The sequence below is a fragment of the Yoonia maritima genome, from assembly GCF_043641945.1.
In the GTDB taxonomy this organism is placed as follows: Bacteria; Pseudomonadota; Alphaproteobacteria; order Rhodobacterales; family Rhodobacteraceae; genus Yoonia; species Yoonia maritima_B.
This window is the reverse complement of record NZ_JBHZRX010000004.1, coordinates 317,482-339,204: the sequence shown is the minus strand read 5'-3', so window position 1 is coordinate 339,204 and position 21,723 is coordinate 317,482. Positions and strand designations below refer to the sequence as shown.

General features: G+C 55.2%; 17 protein-coding genes. 5 read left to right on the top strand and 12 right to left on the bottom strand.

The window, feature by feature from the left end:
- Positions 1–104 precede the first annotated feature (104 nt).
- The 10 genes from ACHUEV_RS11210 to ACHUEV_RS11160 form a co-directional block, all read right to left on the bottom strand.
- The gene (locus ACHUEV_RS11210) at positions 105–1,697 is read right to left on the bottom strand and encodes a phosphate ABC transporter substrate-binding/OmpA family protein (RefSeq protein ID WP_394179855.1); all 1,593 of its coding nucleotides are present in this window, start codon (positions 1,695–1,697) and stop codon (positions 105–107) included.
- Between the two features lie 553 nt (positions 1,698–2,250).
- A complete protein-coding gene (locus ACHUEV_RS11205; RefSeq protein WP_394179853.1) occupies positions 2,251–3,324 on the bottom strand; it encodes a BMP family ABC transporter substrate-binding protein in 1,074 nt (357 codons plus the stop codon).
- 24 nt (positions 3,325–3,348) lie between these two features.
- Positions 3,349–4,263: an ABC transporter permease gene (locus ACHUEV_RS11200; protein ID WP_394179851.1), complete on the bottom strand. Its 915-nt coding sequence runs from the start codon at positions 4,261–4,263 to the stop codon at positions 3,349–3,351.
- Entirely contained in the window at positions 4,263–5,342 is a 1,080-nt protein-coding gene (locus ACHUEV_RS11195; RefSeq protein ID WP_394179849.1) for an ABC transporter permease, read from the bottom strand. Before ACHUEV_RS11195 ends, ACHUEV_RS11200 begins: the two co-directional genes overlap by 1 nt.
- Complete coding sequence (locus ACHUEV_RS11190) at positions 5,329–6,852, bottom strand: ABC transporter ATP-binding protein (RefSeq protein ID WP_394179847.1); 1,524 nt, start codon at positions 6,850–6,852, stop codon at positions 5,329–5,331. The genes ACHUEV_RS11195 and ACHUEV_RS11190 overlap by 14 nt, the downstream gene beginning before the upstream one ends.
- On the bottom strand, positions 6,849–7,589 hold the full coding sequence (gene xdhC / locus ACHUEV_RS11185) for a xanthine dehydrogenase accessory protein XdhC (RefSeq protein WP_394179845.1): 741 nt from the start codon (positions 7,587–7,589) through the stop codon (positions 6,849–6,851). The genes ACHUEV_RS11190 and xdhC overlap by 4 nt, the downstream gene beginning before the upstream one ends.
- The gene (gene xdhB / locus ACHUEV_RS11180; RefSeq protein WP_394179843.1) at positions 7,586–9,886 is read right to left on the bottom strand and encodes a xanthine dehydrogenase molybdopterin binding subunit; all 2,301 of its coding nucleotides are present in this window, start codon (positions 9,884–9,886) and stop codon (positions 7,586–7,588) included. Before xdhB ends, xdhC begins: the two co-directional genes overlap by 4 nt.
- The gene (locus tag ACHUEV_RS11175) at positions 9,883–11,238 is read right to left on the bottom strand and encodes a xanthine dehydrogenase small subunit (RefSeq protein WP_394179841.1); all 1,356 of its coding nucleotides are present in this window, start codon (positions 11,236–11,238) and stop codon (positions 9,883–9,885) included. Before ACHUEV_RS11175 ends, xdhB begins: the two co-directional genes overlap by 4 nt.
- A 216-nt stretch (positions 11,239–11,454) precedes the next feature.
- Positions 11,455–11,931 carry an SRPBCC domain-containing protein gene (locus ACHUEV_RS11165; protein ID WP_394179839.1) on the bottom strand — a complete coding sequence of 159 codons (477 nt, stop codon included), beginning with the start codon at positions 11,929–11,931 and terminating at the stop codon, positions 11,455–11,457.
- Positions 11,932–11,945: 14 nt separating this feature from the next.
- Positions 11,946–12,245 (bottom strand): ArsR/SmtB family transcription factor, encoded by a 300-nt coding sequence (locus ACHUEV_RS11160; RefSeq protein WP_394179837.1) that lies wholly within the window; start codon positions 12,243–12,245, stop codon positions 11,946–11,948.
- A gap of 783 nt (positions 12,246–13,028) precedes the next feature.
- On the opposite strand from ACHUEV_RS11160, the gene dnaE reads away from it, so the two are divergent.
- Positions 13,029–16,529, top strand: coding sequence for a DNA polymerase III subunit alpha (dnaE, locus tag ACHUEV_RS11155; protein ID WP_394179835.1), 3,501 nt, complete (start codon positions 13,029–13,031; stop codon positions 16,527–16,529).
- Here the strand turns inward: dnaE and ACHUEV_RS11150 are convergent.
- A complete protein-coding gene (locus ACHUEV_RS11150) occupies positions 16,526–16,831 on the bottom strand; it encodes a hypothetical protein (RefSeq protein ID WP_394179833.1) in 306 nt (101 codons plus the stop codon). The two genes, dnaE and ACHUEV_RS11150, sit on opposite strands and share 4 nt — an antisense overlap.
- A 152-nt stretch (positions 16,832–16,983) precedes the next feature.
- Between ACHUEV_RS11150 and ACHUEV_RS11145 the strand changes: the two genes are divergently transcribed.
- Entirely contained in the window at positions 16,984–18,099 is a 1,116-nt protein-coding gene (locus tag ACHUEV_RS11145; protein ID WP_394179831.1) for a Hint domain-containing protein, read from the top strand.
- 4 nt (positions 18,100–18,103) lie between these two features.
- Here ACHUEV_RS11145 and ACHUEV_RS11140 read toward each other — a convergent pair whose 3' ends face one another.
- The gene (locus ACHUEV_RS11140) at positions 18,104–18,307 is read right to left on the bottom strand and encodes a SlyX family protein (protein WP_394179830.1); all 204 of its coding nucleotides are present in this window, start codon (positions 18,305–18,307) and stop codon (positions 18,104–18,106) included.
- A 147-nt stretch (positions 18,308–18,454) separates the two neighbouring features.
- Here ACHUEV_RS11140 and hisS point away from each other — a divergent pair, with 147 nt between their 5' ends.
- Genes hisS through hisG form a run of 3 tightly spaced genes read left to right on the top strand, consistent with a single transcriptional unit; the run spans position 18,455 to position 21,707 of the window.
- Positions 18,455–19,945, top strand: a complete 1,491-nt coding sequence (gene hisS, locus ACHUEV_RS11135) for a histidine--tRNA ligase (protein ID WP_394179828.1) — start codon at positions 18,455–18,457, stop codon at positions 19,943–19,945.
- Entirely contained in the window at positions 19,945–21,018 is a 1,074-nt protein-coding gene (locus ACHUEV_RS11130; protein WP_394179826.1) for an ATP phosphoribosyltransferase regulatory subunit, read from the top strand. The genes hisS and ACHUEV_RS11130 overlap by 1 nt, the downstream gene beginning before the upstream one ends.
- Positions 21,018–21,707, top strand: a complete 690-nt coding sequence (gene hisG / locus ACHUEV_RS11125) for an ATP phosphoribosyltransferase (protein ID WP_394179824.1) — start codon at positions 21,018–21,020, stop codon at positions 21,705–21,707. The genes ACHUEV_RS11130 and hisG overlap by 1 nt, the downstream gene beginning before the upstream one ends.
- Positions 21,708–21,723: the final 16 nt, after the last annotated feature.

The window sequence follows — 21,723 nt, the reverse complement described above, 5'->3', positions numbered from 1 at the left end:
GCCGACAGAGGCAAGCAAAGAACGCGGTGCTACTTGGTCAAATTGATCTGAAAGTGCAGCGCGCTGCACAGGCGCCAGGTTGTCTGGCGCCTGCATAAGCCAAGTTAGCCCTTGGCTGCTTCGATCCATACTTCAACGCGGCGGTTGATCTGGCGTTCGTTTTCAGAAGTGTTGCAAGCTGATGGAGCGATTTCGCCGTAGCCCGCAGTTGCCATTTCGATACCGGCAAGACGATCACCAGCTAGGCTGCTTAGTTCAGCGCGAACCTGTTCGGCACGTGACTGAGACAAAGAACGGTTGCTGTCAAATGCACCCACGTCATCGGTGAAACCAACGAACATGACTTTGGTGCCTTCTTCTTGGGTTTCCAAGTAATCGGCTAGACGCTGCATGTTTAGCAGGCCACGCTCGTCAAGGTTCTGTGAACCAGTACGGAAGCGGAAAGTTGTAGACAGGCGGTCATAGTCAACCATCTGTGACAGCATTTCACGCATGAACCCACCTTCGTAGGCATCTACATTTGGGTTCAGCAATGCACGAGCACGGTCGCCATCAAGCGATTGTGCGCGACGGTCGATACCCAGATCGATAAAGCCTGCTTTGCCGATAACTTCGTCAGCTGCTGAAGATTCAGCGTAGTGGATGAAGTCCATTGTTGCTTCGTCTGCAGTGTCGTCACGTGTGTAGAGGTACATCAGGCGCTGAAGGGCGTATTCTGAGGTGCGTGCAGAGAACGCGTCTGGCGTCATTGTCAGACCACAGTCGTTGACCAGTGACAGAGCGCTTGCGCCGCGTTGGAACGCGTAACCAACAAAGCCGATTGCGTTTTCGTCGGCGTTAACCTGAGCCGCCATCTGGTTGTTGTCAGCGACTAGGATTGTGTCTGACAGTGGGGCAGGTGCCTGATCGCCGAACACACCGTTCATGAATGTTTCGCGTGTGCCAGAGTCGACCGCACGGTCAACTAGTGTAATTGGTGCGTTTTCGCCGCCAACTTCGGACCAGTTTGTGATGCTACCGTTATAGATACCGCGCAGCTGTTCCAGCGTGACGGTTTTCACTGGGTTGCTTGGGTGTGTGATTACGACAAGGCTATCTACAGCGATGATGTGCTCGCTGTCTGTGCTGACCATGTTGCCTGCGCCGTCTGCACGCAGGGCGCGTGCTTCGTCAGGTGTGATGCGGCGGGCGGACATGCCGACCTGTGCGCTACGATCAAGCAGAGCGTTGAACGCGTCGCCAGAGCTAGTTGATGAGATCAGGTAAGAACCCATTGGGTCGCCAAACCCTTCGTCACCAACCATTTCAGTGACGAACTGGCCGTCAACACCAGTTGCTGTCTGTGTTGCTTCTGCGCCTAGGTATGCGCCGTAGCCGGACATGAGCAGTGGCATAACGCCTGTACCGATCGCGTCAGAACCGGCGATTGTGATGTCTGCGTCGGTTGAGCCAAAGTCTGGGCAGTCTGCGCCAGCACAACTTACACGAGAGGCGGAGATGCGAAGGTCACCAAGACCTGTGCGGATGACATAGTTGTTGTCTGTAAATTCAATAAATTCGCCTACTAGGTTCACAGTACCATCGGCAGATTTCAATGTAACTTCACCAGCCATTGTTGCAGCGGGCGTAATAAGTGCTGCTGACAGGGCGAAAGATGATACTAGGTTCTTGTATTTCTTGTAGACGGTCAGGTCCATAAATTTTCTCCATAACTCATTGAGATGTGTACGCTTTACAATGAGCGGTTTCCCGCCTTCCTGACTTTTAAGCAACCTGTACTTTTGTGTAAGTCGATTGCCTTATTGTGTTTTCAGCTTTTGGTTGCGTTTTTATCAGCGCATTAACTATGGACGAAAAAATTTATATTTTCCCCCTTACGCGAGGCGTTATTAAATTGGGGAGAGGAACTATAATCGTTTAGACAATTACAATTGCCAGAAATGCAATTAATTCTGTGTTTTGCACAAAAGCTGCAGGTGGGGCTTCGCTGTAAAGCAATGCCGCTGTCCGATGCGATTTGGGTTGCTAAATAATCACACCACTTACACCCTCTAAAATGCACAACCTCAAATTGTTTTTGTGTCCCAAATGTGGCCGCGTGATTTGCGATAGCCACAATATATGCTCGCAAAAATCATCTAAACCCGTACTGGCTCGCAGTTTTTCGCCTGCTGGCTGACCGAGTTTTGTACCGAAAATGCAAAAAAGCCCCGCCAAAGACGGGGCTTTTCCAGATCATTGATTGCAGTTTTACTGCGGGATTTCGCCAGTCAGGCCTTCAACGTAGAAGTTCATGCCTGCCAGAGTACCATCGTCTGCAGTTTCGCCTTCGGCCAACCATGCTGTGCCGTCTTGCTTGTTCAGCGGGCCAGTGAACGCGTGGTATTCGCCAGAAGCAAGGCTATCGCGCAGGGCTTCTGCGGATGCTTTTACGTCTGCAGGTACTGCGTCGGTGATTTCACCGATGCCAACCATGCCAGCGCCGATACCATCCCATGTGTTCGTGCTTTCCCATGTGCCGTCCATGACAGCTTGGGTGCGCGCAACATAGTATGGGCCCCAGTTGTCGATGATCGAAGATACGCGTGGGAATGGACCGAATTCAGCCATGTCAGACGCCTGGCCGAAGGTCACGACATTGCCAGCCGCCTGCGCTGCGGCCTGTGGTGCAGTTGAGTCAGTGTGCTGCAGGATCACGTCAGCGCCTTGTTCGATCAGAACAGTTGCTGCTTCGGCTTCTTTTGCAGGGTCAAACCATGTGTAGGCCCAGACCACTTTGAATTCGACGTCAGGGTTTACAGCCTTGGCGTGGATGTAAGCAGAGTTGATACCGCGGATAACTTCGGGGATTGGGAAAGACCCGATGTAGCCGATGACGTTGCTTTCAGTCATGTGACCAGCGATGTGGCCCTGAACAGCACGGCCTTCGTAGAAACGTGCAGAATAGACAGACACGTTGTCGGCTTGCTTGTAGCCAGTCGCGTGCTCGAACTTTACGTCAGGGAATTTTTCCGCGACGTTGATCGTTGGGTCCATGTAGCCGAACGACGTTGTAAAGATCAGGTCAGCACCGCCAAGTGCCATTTGCTGCAGAACGCGCTCTGCGTCGGCGCCTTCTGGTACGTTTTCAACGTACACAGTTTCGACTGCATCGCCGAATGCTTCTTCTACGGCAAGACGCCCTTGGTCGTGTTCGTATGTCCAGCCGCCGTCGCCCACGGGGCCGACGTAGATAAAGCCAACCTTCGTTGGATCTTCAGCAAAGGCTGCTGTGCTAAGGCTTGCGGCAAATGTTGCCCCGGCCATAATTGATTTGATAGTCATACTCATCCCCTTGGTGGTGACGCCTCAACGCGAGGCATGGAAAGATTGGCCCAGTGATCCCGGCGCCCGTCCAGCACGCATAATAACCAGAACGGCTATTGTTGCCAGATACGGCGACATGGAAAGATATTCTACCGGGATCGCCATCCCGGCTGCTTGTAAGTTTAGCTGCAACACGGTCACGCCGCCAAACAAATAGGCGCCAAGCAAAAGCCGCAGTGGTTTCCAGCTTGCAAAGACCACAATCGCAAGCGCGATCCAGCCGGCACCTGCGGTCATGCCTTCGGTCCATTGCGGTACGCGAACAAGGCTAAGGTAAGCACCGCCAAGTCCAGCACAGGCCCCGCCAAACATAATCGCCAGCATCCGCACGCGAACAACGTGATAGCCCAAGGCATGTGCTGCTTCGTGGTTTTCACCGACTGCACGCAGGATCAATCCCGCGCGGCTGTATTTCAGAAACGCCCAGACAGCGATGACAATCGCCAGCCCAACGTAGACCATTGGATCATGCTGAAACACAATTGGACCAATGACAGGAATATCGCCAAGCAACGGAATGTGCCAATCCGGAAAATCCGGTGCTTTGATCCCGATATAGCTTTGCCCCATCAACGCCGACAGGCCCAGCCCAAATAGAGTGAGAGCAAGGCCCGTGGCGACTTGGTTCGATAATAGAAATTGGGTGAGGAAGCCAAACAGCAGTGATAGCATCGCGCCACCAATTGCCGCCCCGATAAAGCCAAGCACGGGAGACCCGGTATTAACCGCGACGATAAACCCGCAAACGGCACCGGTGATCATCATGCCTTCGACGCCAAGGTTCAGCACACCGGCACGTTCAACAATCAATTCGCCGACTGATGCTAGGATGATTGGGGTTGCCGCCACCATAAGTGACGCAAGAAGCAGAATGGGATTGATTGCGGTCCAGTCCATTAGGCCATTGCCCCCTTACCAAACCGCACGCGGTAATTTGTCAAAACATCCACCATCAGCAAGAAGAACAGCAGCATCCCTTGCATCAGTTGGATCGCTGCACCCGGCAGGCCAAGGTTGGATTGGGCGATCTCGCCCCCGATGTAGGTGAGGGCCATCAGGCCTGCAGCTAGCAAAATGCCAATAGGGTGAAGACGACCAAGGAAGGCGACAATAATCGCGGTGAACCCATAGCCGACGTTGAAATCAATGCTGATCTGTCCTGCGGGGCCTGCGACCTCGAACAGGCCAGCGGCACCAGCAAGGCCACCCGAAATACCCATGCAGATCAGAACCAAGGTGCTGGGGTTAACGCCAGCAAAGCGGGCGGCGCGAGGGCTTTGCCCGGCAAGTCGTACGTTAAATCCAAACAGATGGCGCGACAGAGTTACATAGGCAAATATGACAGCGATCAGGGCAACGACAACGCCCCAATGCATGCCTACATTCTCTGATATCCAACTGGTTGCGCTGTCATATTTGGCTAAATTGCGCGATCCTGGAAAGCCCATACCATCAGGATTACGCAGTGCGCCCAGCGCCATAGATGCTAGCAGTTGTTCCGCCACATAGACGAGCATAAGCGACACTAAGATTTCGTTTGTGTCGAATTTGACTTTCAAAATCCCTGGGATCAGCGCCCAAAGCGTGCCACCCAACACCCCAGCAACAATCATCAGAGGAAAGATAAAGAACGATTCAGTTGGATAAAACGCCAGCCCAACAGCCGCACCGCAAATTGCGCCGACGATATACTGACCTTCGGCGCCGATGTTCCAAATACCCGCGCGAAAGCCAAAGGATAGCCCAATCGCGATCAGCACAAGGGGTGCGCCCTTGATCAAAAGCTGCGGGCGGTAGAACCACGCGAATTCAGAAAACAGTGGGTCAAAGAAAATCGTGCGGATGGTTTCGAACGGGTCCTTGCCCAACGCCGCAAACAATAGCCCACCACATATCATCGTCAGCAATACTGCAAAGATTGGGGCGGCCAGTGTCCAGACGCGCGAAGGCTGCGCACGTTTTTCAAGCGTCAACATGGGCGACCTCCATATCATGCGCACCACCAAGCATCAGGCCGATTTCTTCAACCGTGAGGCCCTGCGCTGGGCGTGGGGCTGATAGCCGGCCTTCGTTTAGCGCGGCGAAGCGGTCAGAGATTTCCATCAGTTCGTCCAAGTCTTGCGAAATACAAATCACGGCGGTGCCTTTGGCGGCCAGATCAAGAAGTGCCTGACGAATAGATGCAGCGGCGGATGCGTCAACACCCCATGTCGGCTGGTTTACCACGAGAACATCGGGGGTTTGCATGATCTCGCGGCCGATCACGAATTTCTGCAGGTTCCCGCCAGACAATGATCGCGCTGTATTTTGTGGGCCGGGGGTCCGCACGTCAAAGGTGCTGATGACGTCCTCAGCAAAGCTGCGTGCCTTGCGCCAGTTTACGAAACCTTTGTTGGCCAGTTTCTGGCGGGTTGTCGCGGTCAGAACGGCGTTTTCGGTCAAGCTCATGTCGGGGGCAGCGGCGTGGCCCATCCGTTCTTCTGGTGCGGTTAGAAGACCAAGTTTGCGCCGGGCGTTGGGCCCAAGCTGGCTAATGCTTTGCCCCTGATAATTTACCATGCCTTTGGCGGTACGCATTTCGCCTGAAAACGCTGCGACCAATTCGTCTTGGCCGTTGCCTGCAACGCCACCAATTCCCAGCACTTCGCCCTTTTGTACATCAATCGAAATATCACGTAGGGCGGTGCCAAATCGGTGCGGTGCCTTTGCCGACAGCCCCTGAAGTGACAGGACCGTTTCGCCTGTTGGCCGTGCCGCGCGTTCGGGCACAAGCAGGGCGGACCCCACCATCAGCTCTGCCATATCGCGTGCGCTTGTCTCGCGTGGATCACAGGTGCCAACGACTTGGCCCAACCGCAGCACAGTCGCGTTTTCACACAGCGCCCGAATTTCTTCTAGCTTATGCGAGATGTACAAGATCGCGGTGCCTTCGGCGCTTAGCTTGCGCAGGGTCTTGAATAGGATGTCGACCTCTTGCGGGGTCAGAACCGAGGTGGGTTCATCCATGATCAGCAGTTTTGGGTCTTGTAGCAGGCAGCGAATGATTTCCACCCGCTGGCGTTCACCGGCTGACAATTCACCAACGATCCGTGAAGGATCAAGCGGTAGCCCGTATTGATCCGATACAGCACGCACGCGTTCTGCGATCTCGCGTTGGGGCGGTGGGTTTTCCATACCAAGTGCGATGTTTTCGGCCACATTCATCGCGTCGAATAGCGAAAAATGCTGGAACACCATGGCCACGCCTGATGCGCGGGCTGCGCGTGGTTCGGCAGGCGCATAGGGGGCGCCGTTCAGGGTCATGGTGCCGCTATCTGGTTTCACCAGCCCATAGATCGTTTTGACCAAAGTCGACTTGCCCGCGCCGTTTTCACCAAGCAGCGCGTGGACTTCGCCGGGTGCGATTTCGAACGACACATCTTTGTTGGCGACTACACCGGGGTAGGCTTTGGTCAGCCCGGACAGGGCAAGCAATGGCTGGTTCATGCGGTACGGTCCTTGGTCCGGTGCGTTTGCGGCGCGATCATCGCGGTTGCGACGCCAAGCGCAAGGGCCGCCGGGTGTTTCCCAAGAGATGGATCGCCGATTGGACACGCGATGCGCGAAATATGTTCCGGTGCGTGCCCCAATGCGGCGAGCCGCGCCCGAAAACGTGCCCATTTCGTCGCTGATCCAATGAGACCGGCGTTGTGAAAGTCACGCGATAGAATCGCATGGCACAGCGCGAGGTCCATGTCGTGGCTGTAAGTCAGGATCAGGTGATCTGCATCGTCGGGCGCGTGTTTGACGACTTGGGATGGATCGCTCGCGACCAATGTCGTGGTGTCCGTTTTGGGAAACCGGTCGGCGCTGGTGTCTACCCAAGTGATCGTAAAATCGGGCAGGGGGGCCATGACATTGACGATGGCCCGCCCGACATGGCCCGCGCCGTAGATCCAAAGTGGTCGTGCTTGGCTTGTGGTCATGCCATCAGCATGTTCCCACGACAGCGTCACCGACCCGCCGCAACATTGTCCAAGGCCGGGCCCCAGTGGGATCGTGCGGGTTTGCGTTGTTTGCCCGCTCATCAGCATGCTGCGGGCTTCGGCAATTGCATCCCATTCGAGCCGCCCGCCGCCGATGGTGCCTTCGGTCGTATCCGGCCAGACCATCATTTGTGTGCCAGTATCGCGGGGTGTTGACCCGGCGGTTTTGGTAATGGTGATCCGAATGCCGTTGGTCATCCGCGTGCCCTGTGGATCGCGTTCAAGATTTCTTCGGCAGTTGCAGGGGCCTGAAGGTCGGCGTAGTTCGGACCGCAGGCACCGACCGCATCGGAAAGTGCTAAGAATGCGGATATGCCCAGCATGAACGGTGGCTCGCCCACGGCTTTGGACCGATAGATCGTCTGAGCGGGGTTTGGTTCATCCCAGAGGTCAACGTTGAACACATCAGGCCGATCTGAACAGGCGGGGATTTTATACGTTGATGGTGCGTGGGTCCTCAGCCGCCCCTTGTCATCCCAGACGAGCTCTTCTGTTGTTAGCCAACCTGCGCCTTGGACATAGCCGCCTTCGACCTGACCGATATCCAAGGCGGGGTTTAGTGATGCGCCCGCGTCATGCAGGATATCTGTGCGTAGAATGCGGTTTTCTCCCGTCAGCGTGTCGATGACGACCTCGGTGACGGCGGCCCCTTGGGCGAAGTAAAAGAATGGTGTGCCGGTGCCTTTGGTCCGATCCCAAGCAAGGCCGGGGGTTTTATAGAAACCTGTGGCCGATAGGCTGACCCGGTTTTGATAGGCGGTCATTGCGGCCTGCGCGAAGGACATGGTTTCGCCTGCAACGGTGACTTGACCGTCTTTGAATGACACGTCCTCTGTCCGGCTTTGATTGAGTTCGGCGAGGCACGCGGCGATCCGGTCGCGGATTGTGTCGCAGGCGTTGGCGACAGCCATACCGTTTAGGTCTGACCCTGATGATGCAGCAGTGGCTGACGTGTTCGGTACTTTGCCAGTGTCGGTCGCGGTGATCTTGACCGCGCTTACGTCAATGCCAAAACGGCTGGCGGCGACCTGTGCAATCTTTTGGAACAGCCCTTGGCCCATTTCTGTGCCGCCGTGGTTCATATGGACAGAGCCGTCTTGGTAAACATGCACCAGTGCACCAGCTTGGTTCAGGTGCGACAGGGTAAAAGAGATGCCGAATTTGACCGGGCTGATCGCGATCCCTTTTTTCAGGATCGTTTGCTCGGCGTTCCATTCTGCAATGGCCGCGCGTCGTTTTTTGTAATCTGACGTTTCAATCAGCCGTTCCGTCATCTCGTTCAGGATGAAATCAGTGACCGGCATGTGATACGGCGTAGTCTGGGGGGCGGGTGGATCAAGATCCACCCTACGGTCTGCCGCCGCGTAGTAGTTGCGTTGCCGCACAAGGACGGGATCGATCCCGAGTTCGCTTGCGATATGGTCCATCACCCGTTCAATGCCGAGCACCCCTTGGGGGCCACCGAACCCGCGATAGGCGGTCGCAGATTGCGTGTTGGTTTTTAGACGGTGGGACGTGATGCGCACTGCTGGCAAGTTGTAGGCATTGTCGGCGTGCAACATGGCGCGGTCCGCAACAGGCAGCGATAGGTCTTGCGCCCAGCCACAACGCGTGGCTTGTGTGAAATCAACGCCGGTGAGTTTGCCTGTGTCATCATAGCCAGCGACATAGTCGATCCGAAAATCATGCCGCTTGCCCGTGATCATCATGTCATCGTCGCGGTCGTAACGCATTTTGCAGGGGCGACCGAGTGCTCGCGCAGCGACGGCGCAAGCGACGGCTAACGCGTTACCTTGGCTTTCTTTGCCACCAAAGCCACCACCCATGCGCCGGACTTCGACGCGTACGGCGTGCATTGGAACCCCAAGCGCCTCTGCCACTTTGTGTTGGATTTCGGTGGGGTGCTGGGTGGAACTGTGGACGAGCATATCCTCGCCCTCTTGCGGAAAGGCGAGCGCGGCCTGACCTTCGAGGTAGAAATGTTCTTGGCCACCCATCGTGATGCTGCCGCGCAACTGGTGCGGGGCATTTGACAGCGCGGTATCGACGTCGCCTTTCTTCCAGATAACTGGGCCGTCCTCGAAGCGGCTGTTGGCGGCAAGCGCCTCATCAATCGTCAGGATTGGCGTTTCTTCAGTATAGTTGACAGTGCCAAGTCGTGCGGCTTTGCGCGCGTTCAGGTGGCTGTCAGCGACAACCAAGAAAAGCGGCTGACCCAGATAATGTACCGCACCCGTCGCGAGGAGTGGCTCATCATGGACGGAGGGCGACACATCATTCGCAAAGGGTAGGTCATCGGCGGTAAGGAGGGCGACCACGCCGGGTGCTGCGCGAACCGCGTCTAGGTTCATGGTGTAACTGCCGCGCGCGATTTCGGACATGCCGAACGCCAAGTGTAGCGCATTTGCAGGTGTCGGAATGTCGTCGATATAGCGGGCGGTGCCCGTCACATGCAGTTTCGCCGCATCATGCGGAAGGGGTTTTGCGACGCTCATGGTGTGACCTCTAGCACGTTAGTGGCCTGTCCAGTGCGGTCGGCAAAGTAGCGGTGCAGCAGGTTTTGTGCGATCTGGAGCCGATACCCGGCAGAGGCGCGCATGTCTGACATTGGTGTGTAATCGTCACCGAATTTCGTGGCGGCTTGGGCGACTGTCGTGCTGTTCCATGGTTGGCCGATCAGGGCGGTCTCTACTTCGGTGGCGCGGTGTGGTGTGCCGGCCATCCCGCCAAATGCGATGCGGGCATCGACGACGGCGCCATCTGATACGGTGACGTTAAAGCACCCGCAGACGGCGGAGATATCTTGGTCAAACCGTTTCGAGATTTTATAGCATCGCAGGTCAGGTGCTGCTTTCGGGATCGTCACGCCAGTAACGAGCTCGCCGGGCACACGGTCTTGTTTGCCGTAGGCGATAAAGAAGTCTTCGATTGGCATTTGCCGTTCTGTGTTGCCGTGGCGCAGGTGCAATGTTGCGCCCATTGCAATCAGCGCAGGCGGGTTGTCCCCGATTGGCGAACCGTTGGCGATGTTGCCACCGATGGTGGCTGCATTGCGCACCTGCTCCGATCCATAGCGCCGGATCATCGCTGCCCAGTGCGGATGATGATCACGAGCCAGTGCAAGCGTTTCGGTCATCGTGACCGCCGCGCCAATATGGATATCATCGCTGCCGATGGTCGTTTCGCGTAGTTCTGCGCAGCGGTTTAGGAACGCAATTTTTGGCAGTTCGCGCAGTTGTTTCGTGACCCACAGCCCGACATCAGTGGCGCCAGCGATCAGGGTAGCATCAGGGTTGGCAGCGTACCATGTGCTGAGTTCATCAAGGTTTTGCGGTGCATAGGGTGCGGGTGATACTGCAGGCAATTCATCGTTTAGCCATGTGGGTACTTCGGCCGTTTCCGCAGCTTTGGCAGCACGGATAATTGGGGCGTAGCCCGTGCAGCGGCACAGGTTTCCGGCAAGGACATCATCGTGGTTGGTGCGCCCTTGGCTGTGCCCTGCGGCCATCGATGCAATAAAGCCCGGCGTACAGAAACCACATTGCGATCCGTGGTGAGTGATCATTGCCTCTTGGACGGGGTGTAGTTCGCCGTCAGGGCCGCTGATACCTTCGACCGTGCGCACAGATTTTCCGTGAAGCTGTGGCATGAAAAGAATGCAGGCGTTCAGGGCTTTGTCGCCGGTGTCATCGCGTACTACAACTGAACACGCGCCACAGTCCCCTTCGTTGCAACCTTCCTTCGTGCCGCAAAGCCCGCGTTCCACACGTAGCCAGTCCAGCAAGGTCTGCGTCGGTTCCGCATCCACCTGCACGGTTTCCCCATTCAGAAGAAACGTGACATCCATATTGTAAACCTGCCGCCTTACCAAAACATGTATTCCAGCCTTGGGCGTCGATGCGGCGTAGACGCTCGGGCTAAACTGGCGTCTATGAAAGCCGTGCTGACCCGTTTTGGCAAGGGTAAACACCACTGCAAATGCTAGAAACTTGACTATTTGATTAAATATTAACCGCGTCGCTGTGTGGTTGTGGCCGCAAGGGTTGGCAACACTGAAATGAAATCAGAGCGTCCGAGCCAATGTTGCGAGTTGATCCGTTGCCGCGCCCCAGCCCTGTTCAAAACCCATGGCGGAATGTTTTGCGGCGCCAGCAGCATCGGCGTGCCGAACCTGTGCGGTGTATCTGCAGCCATGGTTTTCATGATCCATCGTAAGGTCGATGACATAGGGAAAATCTATGTCGCCATCGCCAATCGCGACGGGCACAAACCCGGCGGTCATCATGTTGGTCGTCACAAGCCGCTTGCCTAAGTCTGCGATTAAAACGCAGCCCTCGCCAATGTGGTCGCCGTGGTCGGGCACCCGCATGGTAGTGTTGAACTTTCCGCCATGCCAGGGTTCGATCTCGGCATGGATGGTCTCGACCGGTTTTGGGGCGAACCACTGTTTGATAAGATCGACTTCGGTCCAGCATCGCCAAACGGCTTGGGGGGACGCGTTAATGTGGCGGGTCAAAGATAGAATTGTTTCATCCGTCATATCATTCGCCTTCGTTAATCTGCAGATCCTTCCGGACGATTTTCCCACAAATGGCGTTGCCATGCTAGCCATCCTTGCGCCTCGATCAGGGGGGCATATTCAATGTGGCAAGTGCGGACACGGCCTTTTTTGACCGACCGTACGATCCCAGTTTTTTCCAGCACCCCAAGGTGACGCATGAATGTCGGCAGCGCCATATCGTGTGGCGCGTGCAATTCGGTAACGCTGGCTGGGCCGCTCACAAGCCGTTCAATCACCGCCCGACGAGTCGGATCGGACATGGCTGAGAAGAATGCGTTCAATTGCTGTGTCATGGGAACGTCATATTTCCGATTCCATAGGGCCGCGTCAATGCGTGTGGTGATGCGCAAGCGGCCTTTGTTGACCGTTCGATGACTGTGAGGTTCACATCGCAGGCCGCCCTAATGTATGTATAGTGGTCGTTGCGTTAGAAGGCTGCGAATGGCAGCTTTGAGCCCAAAGCGACTGAAGATTGCCGAACCACTGACTAGTTGCATTGGACACTATTTCTGGCCTAAGAAAATGTGATGATAAGTTCCATTTCTTTCAACGTGACCAACGATGAGGGTTCTTTGCTCTGCCCCGTTTGCGGCTTCCCAGATTATTCATCATCTCCTGCGTATTCCAAAACTGGTGGTTTAATCGGAACAACGATTTGCCCTTGTTGCCTTTGGGAGCCAGGCTTTGACGACTCTCCGGCAGCATCGGCGCAAGCTAAGCCAACAATCCTAGCTTCTGTCCTAGCGTATCGAAATGGTTGGGCTGCAACTAAACAATGGCAGGGAAGACGGAACCGCATTCCGGAAGGCTTCGATAGTTCAAAGCAGCTCGCAGAACTACTAGAGTTTGCGCCTCACATTCAGTGATCTCGAACGGCAGATTCGTCCCGCTTAGCGGACCTTGGCGCACATTGAAGCTAAGGTCAGTTTGGGGCCGGGTATATTTGATGTTTGGAGCAGGACCGTCTGACGGGCGGGTGCTATAGCGGCCGAGAATTGTTCGCCAATGTAGGCGCCTCATCAAAGCATCCGTCTTTGTTATCTTGTGTGCGGCCCAGCATCAGATAGTTTGGCCGCATGAGTACACATCCCCGATTCATCCACCTGCGCGTCCATACTGAGTATTCTCTTTTGGAAGGCGCTGTTCCGGTCAAGAAATTGCCGGGTATGGCTGCCGCCATGGATATGCCCGCTGTTGCCGTGACCGACCGCAACAACATGTTTTGCGCGTTGGAGTTTTCAGAGGGCGCTTCAAAGGCCGGTATTCAGCCGATCATCGGGTGTCAGGTTGATCTGTGCTATACGACGCCAGAGCCGGGTAAACGCCCCGAAGATCCTGCGCCTATCGTTCTGCTTGCCCAGACCGAAGCGGGTTATATGAACCTGATGAAGCTGAACTCTTGCGAGTATCTTGATGCAGGTGGGCAGTTGCCTCAGGTCACTTTGGATGACCTAAGCCAATATCATGAAGGATTGATTTGTCTTTCGGGTGGTCCCGATGGTCCGATTGGTCGTTTGCTGCGTCAGGGTCAGCGTCCGAAGGCCGAAGCGCTGATGGATCGTTTGGCTGTGACTTATCCAGATCGTTTGTATGTGGAACTTCAGCGTCATCCGATTGATGGTGGCCTGCCAGAGGCAGAGCGCCTGTCAGAGCGCGGCCATGTCGAGATGGCATATGCAAAGAACCTGCCTTTGGTCGCGACCAATGATGTCTATTTTCCTAAGACGGGTCTGTATGAAGCCCATGATGCGCTGTTGTGTATTTCTGAAGGTGCGTATGTCGACCAACAAGAGCCGCGTCGTCGTCTGACACCGCAGCATTATTTCAAGTCTCCACAAGAAATGGTGACGCTGTTTGCCGATCTACCAGAGGCCATTGAGAACACGGTTGAGATTGCAAAGCGCTGTGCGTTCAAGACTTACAAACGTGATCCGATCCTTCCTAAGTTTGCTGATGACGAGGTCGCGGAATTGCGGCGTCAGGCCGAGGAAGGTCTGAAAGCCCGGCTTGCCATTATTCCGCACGCGGCTGAGGTCGCTGAATACGAAAAGCGACTTGAGTTCGAGCTGAGTATTATTGAGGGCATGGGGTTCCCCGGCTATTTCTTGATCGTTGCTGACTTTATCAAATGGTCCAAGGATAACGGGATTCCCGTCGGTCCGGGGCGGGGGTCTGGTGCGGGGTCATTGGTGGCATATGCGTTGCTGATTACCGACCTTGACCCACTGCGCTATTCGCTTCTGTTCGAGCGGTTCTTGAACCCCGAACGTGTCTCCATGCCCGATTTCGATATCGACTTTTGTATGGACCGCCGCGAAGAAGTTATTCGCTATGTTCAGGAAAAATATGGCCGCGATAAGGTGGGGCAGATCATCACCTTTGGTGCGCTGCTGTCCAAGGCCGCCGTGCGCGATGTTGGTCGGGTTTTGCAGATGTCTTATGGGCAGGTCGACCGTCTGTCCAAGATGATCCCTGTTGAGGGTGTGAAACCTGTTTCGATTGAAAAGGCGCTCGCGGACGAGCCACGCCTGCGCGAAGAAGCCCAGAACGAAGAGGTCGTTGATCGTCTGCTGAAATACGCGCAGCAGGTCGAAGGCCTTCTGCGGAATGCATCAACCCACGCTGCGGGTGTTGTGATTGGTGACCGTCCGTTGGACGAATTGGTCCCGCTGTATCAAGATCCGCGCTCTGACATGCCTGCCACCCAGTTCAACATGAAGTGGGTTGAGCAGGCCGGTCTGGTTAAGTTTGACTTTTTGGGTCTAAAGACCCTGACTGTTATTCAGAACGCCGTTGAGCTGGTCAAAAAGAATGGCCGCACGTTGAATGTCGCTGCAGATGGGACTGAATTGTATCAGGCCCCTGTTGGTTTCGAATACGATATCGGGGCGATTCCGCTGGATGATGAGGCATCCTATAAACTCTATTCCAGCGCCAAGACCGTCGCGGTGTTTCAGGTGGAATCCAGCGGCATGATGGATGCGCTGAAGCGCATGAAGCCGACCTGTATCGAAGATATTGTTGCGCTTGTGGCACTATATCGTCCCGGCCCGATGGAGAACATCCCGACCTACTGCGAGGTTAAGAACGGCCAGCGCGAGATTGAATCGGTGCATGAATCCATCGACTATCTGCTGGCAGAAACTCAAGGCATCATCGTTTACCAAGAACAGGTTATGCAGATCGCTCAGGTCATGGCTGGTTACAGCCTTGGTGGTGCAGATTTGCTGCGTCGTGCGATGGGTAAGAAGATCGCCGAGGAAATGGCCAAAGAACGTCCCAAATTCGAAAAAGGGGCGATGGAAAATGGGGTCGATAAGAAAAAAGCGGCCGAGGTTTTTGACCTTCTCGAGAAATTCGCGAACTACGGTTTTAACAAATCGCACGCTGCGGCCTATGCGGTGGTTTCTTACCAAACAGCATGGCTAAAGGCGAACCACCCGGTCGAATTTATGGCCGGTGTGATGAACTGCGATATTCACCTTACAGATAAACTGGGTGTCTATTTCCAAGAGGTCAAAAAGGGCCTTGGTATTGAATACACGCCACCTTGTGTGAACAGGTCGCAGGCCACCTTTGACGTGTTCGAAGGCAAACTTGTCTATGCGCTGGGCGCGTTGAAAAACGTCGGTGTCGAGGCGATGAAGCTGATCGTCGAAGGCCGTGGCGACAGTGAATTCGTGAACCTTTTCGATTTCGCGCGTCGGGTTGATTTGAAGCGCGTCGGTAAACGTCCACTGGAAATGCTTGCACGGGCAGGGGCGTTCGACGTGCTTGATCGCAATCGCCGCCGCGTAATGATGAGCCTTGATGCGTTATCCGGATATTCGGGTGCAATCCACGATCAAAAGTCATCCAATCAGGTGTCGTTGTTTGGCGAGGCTGGCGATGATCTGCCCGAACCCCGGCTTGCGGGGGGCGACGATTGGTTGCCCGCAGAACGGTTGGCCGAGGAATTCAAGGCAATCGGTTTCTACCTGTCCGGTCACCCGCTTGATGACTACATGGGGGCGCTAAAGCGCAAACAGGTTCTGACACTGGACGAGGTCACAGCAAAGGCAGAACGCGGCCCTTGCGTTGTAAAAATGGCTGGTACTGTTTCTGGTAGGCAGGAGCGTAAATCTGCACGCGGGAACCGCTTTGCCTTTGCGCAGCTGTCAGACCCGACCGGGCAATATGAGGTCACGTTGTTCTCTGATACGCTGGAGGCCGCGCGCGATTACCTTGAGACAGGTAGTCAGGTTGTGCTGTCTTGCGAAGCCACGATGGAAAGCGACCAGCTAAAGCTGCTGGGCCGTTCTGTAGCGCCGATTGACAATGTTGTTGCTGATGCGGGCGGTTCGGCGTTGCGGGTGTTTATCGACACACCAGACGCCATCGAATCCGTCGCCAATATCCTAGCGAGCGCAATCAAAGATGGCGTGCGGGCAGGGCGCGGTCCTGTTTATTTTAACCTGATGCATCCCGATTTGCCGGGTGAGGTTGAATTAGACCTTGGTGAAGATTTTCCTGTGAACCCGCAAATCAAAGGCGCGCTGCGCAGTCTGAATGGCGTGATCGAAGTCGAAGACGCCTAAGCGCTGGTCTGTGCAAACGGATCAAGTCGCGCAATGGCGCGTTCGTTCTTGATGATGCAATAGTTGCGGCGGTCGTCTTCGAATTCGGGGATCGCTGCCGTAATAGTTTCAAGGTTGGGGGCCGCGAGGATCATTGCCTCACCTTGCTCGCCATTGAACTCTTTGGTTTCGTCTGGGGTGAATATCAAACCCATAACGATATCACTTGCGGGAAATAGCTTTGCTTGGGCGTTTTCGATCAAGTCACCGATTCGCGGCTGCAATCTTTGGGCCGTTTCATGCGGTAAAGTGACGATTGCCATCAGTTTTTCCCCCTATTCGGCGCGGTTATAGGCTAATTGTATCGGTGTAAGCCTGTCTTTTGGTATAGTTATTTAGCATTTCTCAGTATTTTTGACTGAAAAACTCCGTAAAGCCAGTACTGGAATTCGTTTTGTAATGATGAGTGGAAGATATGCCGTTTCTATTTGATTGGTCTACATTCTCGAGCCCTAATGGGTCGACTACCATCAATGATGGTGCGAACAGCACGAACTTTACTTCGAGTGCGTTCAGTTCTTTTGGCGCAAATGATCCACGATTTTTCGGGAACTATAACGGAGCGCTTTTTGCACAGAATGTAGATGCCGGAGAAGAATCTGGCATCCAGATGACGTTCACGAATGCGGTAAAGAATCTTAGCTTTGAAATCCTTGATTTGGATTCAAATGGAACCTCGTGGGACGATCAGGTGGAGATCGTTGCCTTTGATGCGCAGGGCAATTTGCTGAAACCGATCTTTACCAATCTAAGCTCAACCCATACCGTTGTTGACGATTACACGGTCGAGGCCAGCGGCGCTGATAGCAATTCCGTTGATGGTCCGGGTGATCCAGACTCGTTAACTGTGTCATTTGATCGTCCTGTCGCGTCAATTCGGATCATCTTTTCCGGCAGTGATACCAGCGGTGTCCGCACCGGTGCGGTCGGGATGGGCGACTTTACCGGCGACGTGGTATGCTTTGGTCATGATACTCTCATTGAAACCGACAAAGGTAAGGTCGCCGTCCAAGACCTGCGCGAAGGCGACTTGGTCATGACGATGGATAACGGGCTTCAGCCGATCCGCTGGGTCGGGTCACGGACTGTTGATGCCGTTGGGAAATTTGCACCAATCGTTATTTCCAAAGGTGTTGTCGGCAATACCCGTGAATTGGTTCTATCACCGCAGCACCGTGTAATGATGCAGGGCTGGCAGGCAGAGCTACTGTTTGGTGAGGCCGAAGTGCTGGTCGCCGCGAAACAGTTGGTCAACGACGAAACCATCGTCCGCCGCGAAGGCGGTGAGGTGACTTATTACCATATCCTGTTTGATCGCCACGAAGTGATTTATGCAGACGACGCCCCATGTGAAAGCTTTCACCCGGGTCATGTCGGCATCAACGGAATGGACGAAGCGCAAAGCGCAGAGATATTTGCGCTATTTCCAGAGCTGGAAGACGATGTTCTTGCCTTTGGCCCGACCGCACGATTGGCAGCCAAAGCCAGCGAAGGCGCGTTGTTAGGGTCTTGGGCGCTGCGCGCTGCCTAGCAACCTACCAATGTGGGGGGCGCTGGTCGGCGAGCGGCACGGTGCCACCTGCGTCTAATTCGCGCGTTGCTTCGCGTTCCATCAGCATTGCCAACCGCCGCATGGCAAGCGCCAGTTCGGTCTCTTGTCGCGCGACGATATCCGACAGCTCTTCGACTGTGCGTGTCAGATGGGCGATTTGTTCTTCTAGGTGCAATGTATCGGTCATGTTGCTGCATTAGCGGAACAACGCTAGCCTGCATAGTCCGGGATTTTCCCAAAACCACACGCTGCGGCAGTTTTTCTATGACTGCATTGCTCCTGTGACGTAGCCGCGTTAAACGGCGACCTATTATCCGCGAAGATAGGACCCAATATGGCCAAGGTTAAAAAGCAGCCCCGCCCAAAGGCGCAGACACCCAAAGGTTTCCGCGACTATTTTGGTGCAGAGGTGGCAGAGCGCACGGAAATGCTGACCAAGATTGCCGGAGTCTATCATCGTTACGGCTTTGACGCGCTGGAAACATCGGCTGTCGAAACGGTCGAAGCATTGGGCAAATTTCTGCCCGACGTTGATCGCCCGAACGAAGGTGTGTTCGCGTGGGAAGAAGACAACGACTGGCTTGCACTGCGCTATGATCTGACAGCCCCATTGGCGCGTGTCGCGGCGCAGTACCGCAATGACCTGCCGTCCCCTTATCGTCGCTATGCGATGGGTCCGGTTTGGCGCAACGAAAAGCCCGGTCCGGGTCGGTTCCGTCAGTTCTATCAGTGTGATGCTGATACTGTCGGCGCGTCTAGCGTCGCGGCTGATGCTGAAATCTGCGCGATGCTGTCTGATACCCTAGAGGTCGTGGGCATTCCGCGCGGCGATTACGTTGTGCGCGTGAATAACCGCAAGGTGCTGAACGGCGTAATGGAAGTCGCGGGCGTCTTTGACCCAAGCGACCCAGATCGTTTCGCGTCCGAGCGCGGCATTGTCCTGCGTGCGATTGATAAGCTGGACCGCCTTGGTGTGGACGGTGTGCGCGCATTGCTGGGCGAAGGCCGCAAAGATGACAGCGGCGACTTTACCAAAGGTGCAGGCCTTTCTGCTGAACAGGCTGAAATCGTCATGGGCTTTATGGATGCCAAACGCGACACAGGCACGGCGACTGTCGCCCGCCTGCGCGAACTGGTGACTGGTTCCAAGGTCGGCGGTGACGGCGTTGCCGAGCTTGAGACGATTGCCGAACTGCTGGACGCTGGCGGCTACAGTTCAGACCGCATTGAGATTGATCCTTCCGTCGTGCGTGGTCTTGGCTATTACACCGGTCCGGTGTTTGAGGCTGAATTGACGTTCGAAGTCACCGATGAAAAGGGGCGTCCGCGCAACTTTGGTTCGGTGTCCGGCGGTGGTCGTTATGACGATCTAGTGAAACGCTTTACCGGCCAAGAAGTGCCTGCAACAGGCGTATCCATTGGCGTTGACCGTCTGTTGGCTGCGCTGCGTGCTAAGGGGCGTCTGGACACCGTTGCTGCTGGTCCCGTCGTTGTGACAGTGATGGATCGTGCGCGTATGGCTGACTATCAGGCGATGGTGGCTGAACTGCGTAACAACGGTATCCGTGCAGAGGTTTATCTGGGTAACCCCAAGAACTTTGGCAATCAGTTGAAATATGCGGATAAGCGCAATTCGCCTGCTGCTGTGATTGCGGGTGGCGATGAGTTTGACGCGGGTAAAGTCCAAATCAAGGATCTGATCCTTGGAGCAGAGATCGCCAAGAACGCGACCCTTGAGGAATGGAAAGACCGCCCGAGCCAGTACGAAGTGCCGCGCGATCAAATGGTCGCGAAATTGCGCGAGATTTTGGACAGTCAAAGCTAATGCCAAATTCACCTGAAACTCGGGCCGAGGCCCGCCGCCTGCGCGATCTGTTTGCCGCCCAAGGTGCGCAAGTGATCGAGGCGGATGTACTGCAATCGGCTGAAACGCTGCTTGATCTCTATGGCGAAGACATTCGCGCGCGCGCTTATCTAACGTCTGATCCGCTACGCGGTGAAATGGTGCTGCGTCCTGATTTCACGGTTCCCGTTGTGCAGATGCATATGGAAAGCCACGCTGACCCCGCGCGCTATGCCTATGCGGGCAAGGTGTTTCGTAAGCAAGAAAACGACGAAACCCGTGCGAATGAATACATGCAGGTCGGCTACGAGGTATTCGACGGGCAGAACCCTGCCGCCGCAGATGCCGAAGTCTTTGCCGTGATCGCCGAAGGTCTGGCTGGGCTACCTGTGCGCGCCGCAACTGGCGATATCGGCATTCTGACAGCTGCTGTGCGTGGTTTGCAGACGACTGATGCCCGCAAGGCGGCGTTGTTACGCCATATCTGGCGGCCGCATCGTTTTAAAACACTGCTAAAGCGTTATGCGGGCGGTAAGGTTCCAGCGACACGCACTGCGTTGCTTGCGGCTGATGATCCGTTTGCAAATGCAGGTTCAGATATCGGTTTGCGCAGCCGTGCCGAGGTTGAGGCCCGGATCGCGGCATTGCGCGACGATGCACAACAGCCACCGATTTCGTCGGATGAGGTGATGCTGATCGACGCGATTTTGGATTTGCGTGAAACGACGCCCAATGTCCTGAGCCACTTGCGAGACATCGCAGTTGATATGCCGGCGATTTCGGATGCTGTCGCCCGGATGGAAGCACGCGTGAATGCATTGGATGCACGTGGCGTTGATGTCGATAACCTCGAATTCGAAGGCAGCTATGGCCGGACATCGTTGGAATACTACGACGGTTTTGTATTTGGGTTCTACGCAACAAAACGCCCTGATCTGCCGCCAGTGGCAACGGGTGGCCGTTATGATGCGCTGACCGCCCGCTTGGGCGAGGGGCGTGCGGTACCGGCAGTCGGTGGTGTGATCCGTCCTGACTTAGCCTTGGGGGTTGCGTGATGCTAAAGCTTGGTGTGCCGTCAAAAGGGCGGCTAATGGAAAAGACGTTCGACTGGTTCGGAAGCCGGGGCGTGACCCTGCGCAAGTCTGGATTAGATCGCGAATACGCGGGTGCCGTCGAAGGAATCGAAGGCGTTGAACTTGTGCTTTTGTCTGCCGGTGAGATCCCACGTGAATTGGCATCCGGGAATATCCACCTTGGTGTTACGGGGTCTGACCTTGTCCGTGAAAAGCTGGCGAATTGGGACAGCCAAGTTGGTGAACTTGCGCCGATGGGATTTGGTGGCGCCGATCTGATTATCGCTGTGCCGCAGGCTTGGGTTGATGTCGATACGCTTGACGATCTAGATGCGGCCGCAGCTGCATTCCGTGCGAAGCATGGGTTCCGTTTGCGGATCGCGACAAAATACCACCGTCTGGTACGGGAATTTCTGCGTGAACATGGCGTTGCAGATTACCAGCTGATTGACAGCCAAGGCGCGACCGAAGGTACCGTCAAGAACGAGACTGCAGAGGCAATCGCGGATATCACCTCGACGGGCGATACGCTGCGTGCCAATGGTCTAAAAGTCCTTGATGATGGCCTGATCCACGCCTCGCAGGCGACCCTGTTTCGCGGGCGCCGCAAAGATTGGACAGATGAGCAACGCAAGACGTTGAAGACCCTACAGATGATTTTGGGAATTTGACTTAATTCGTTCTTAA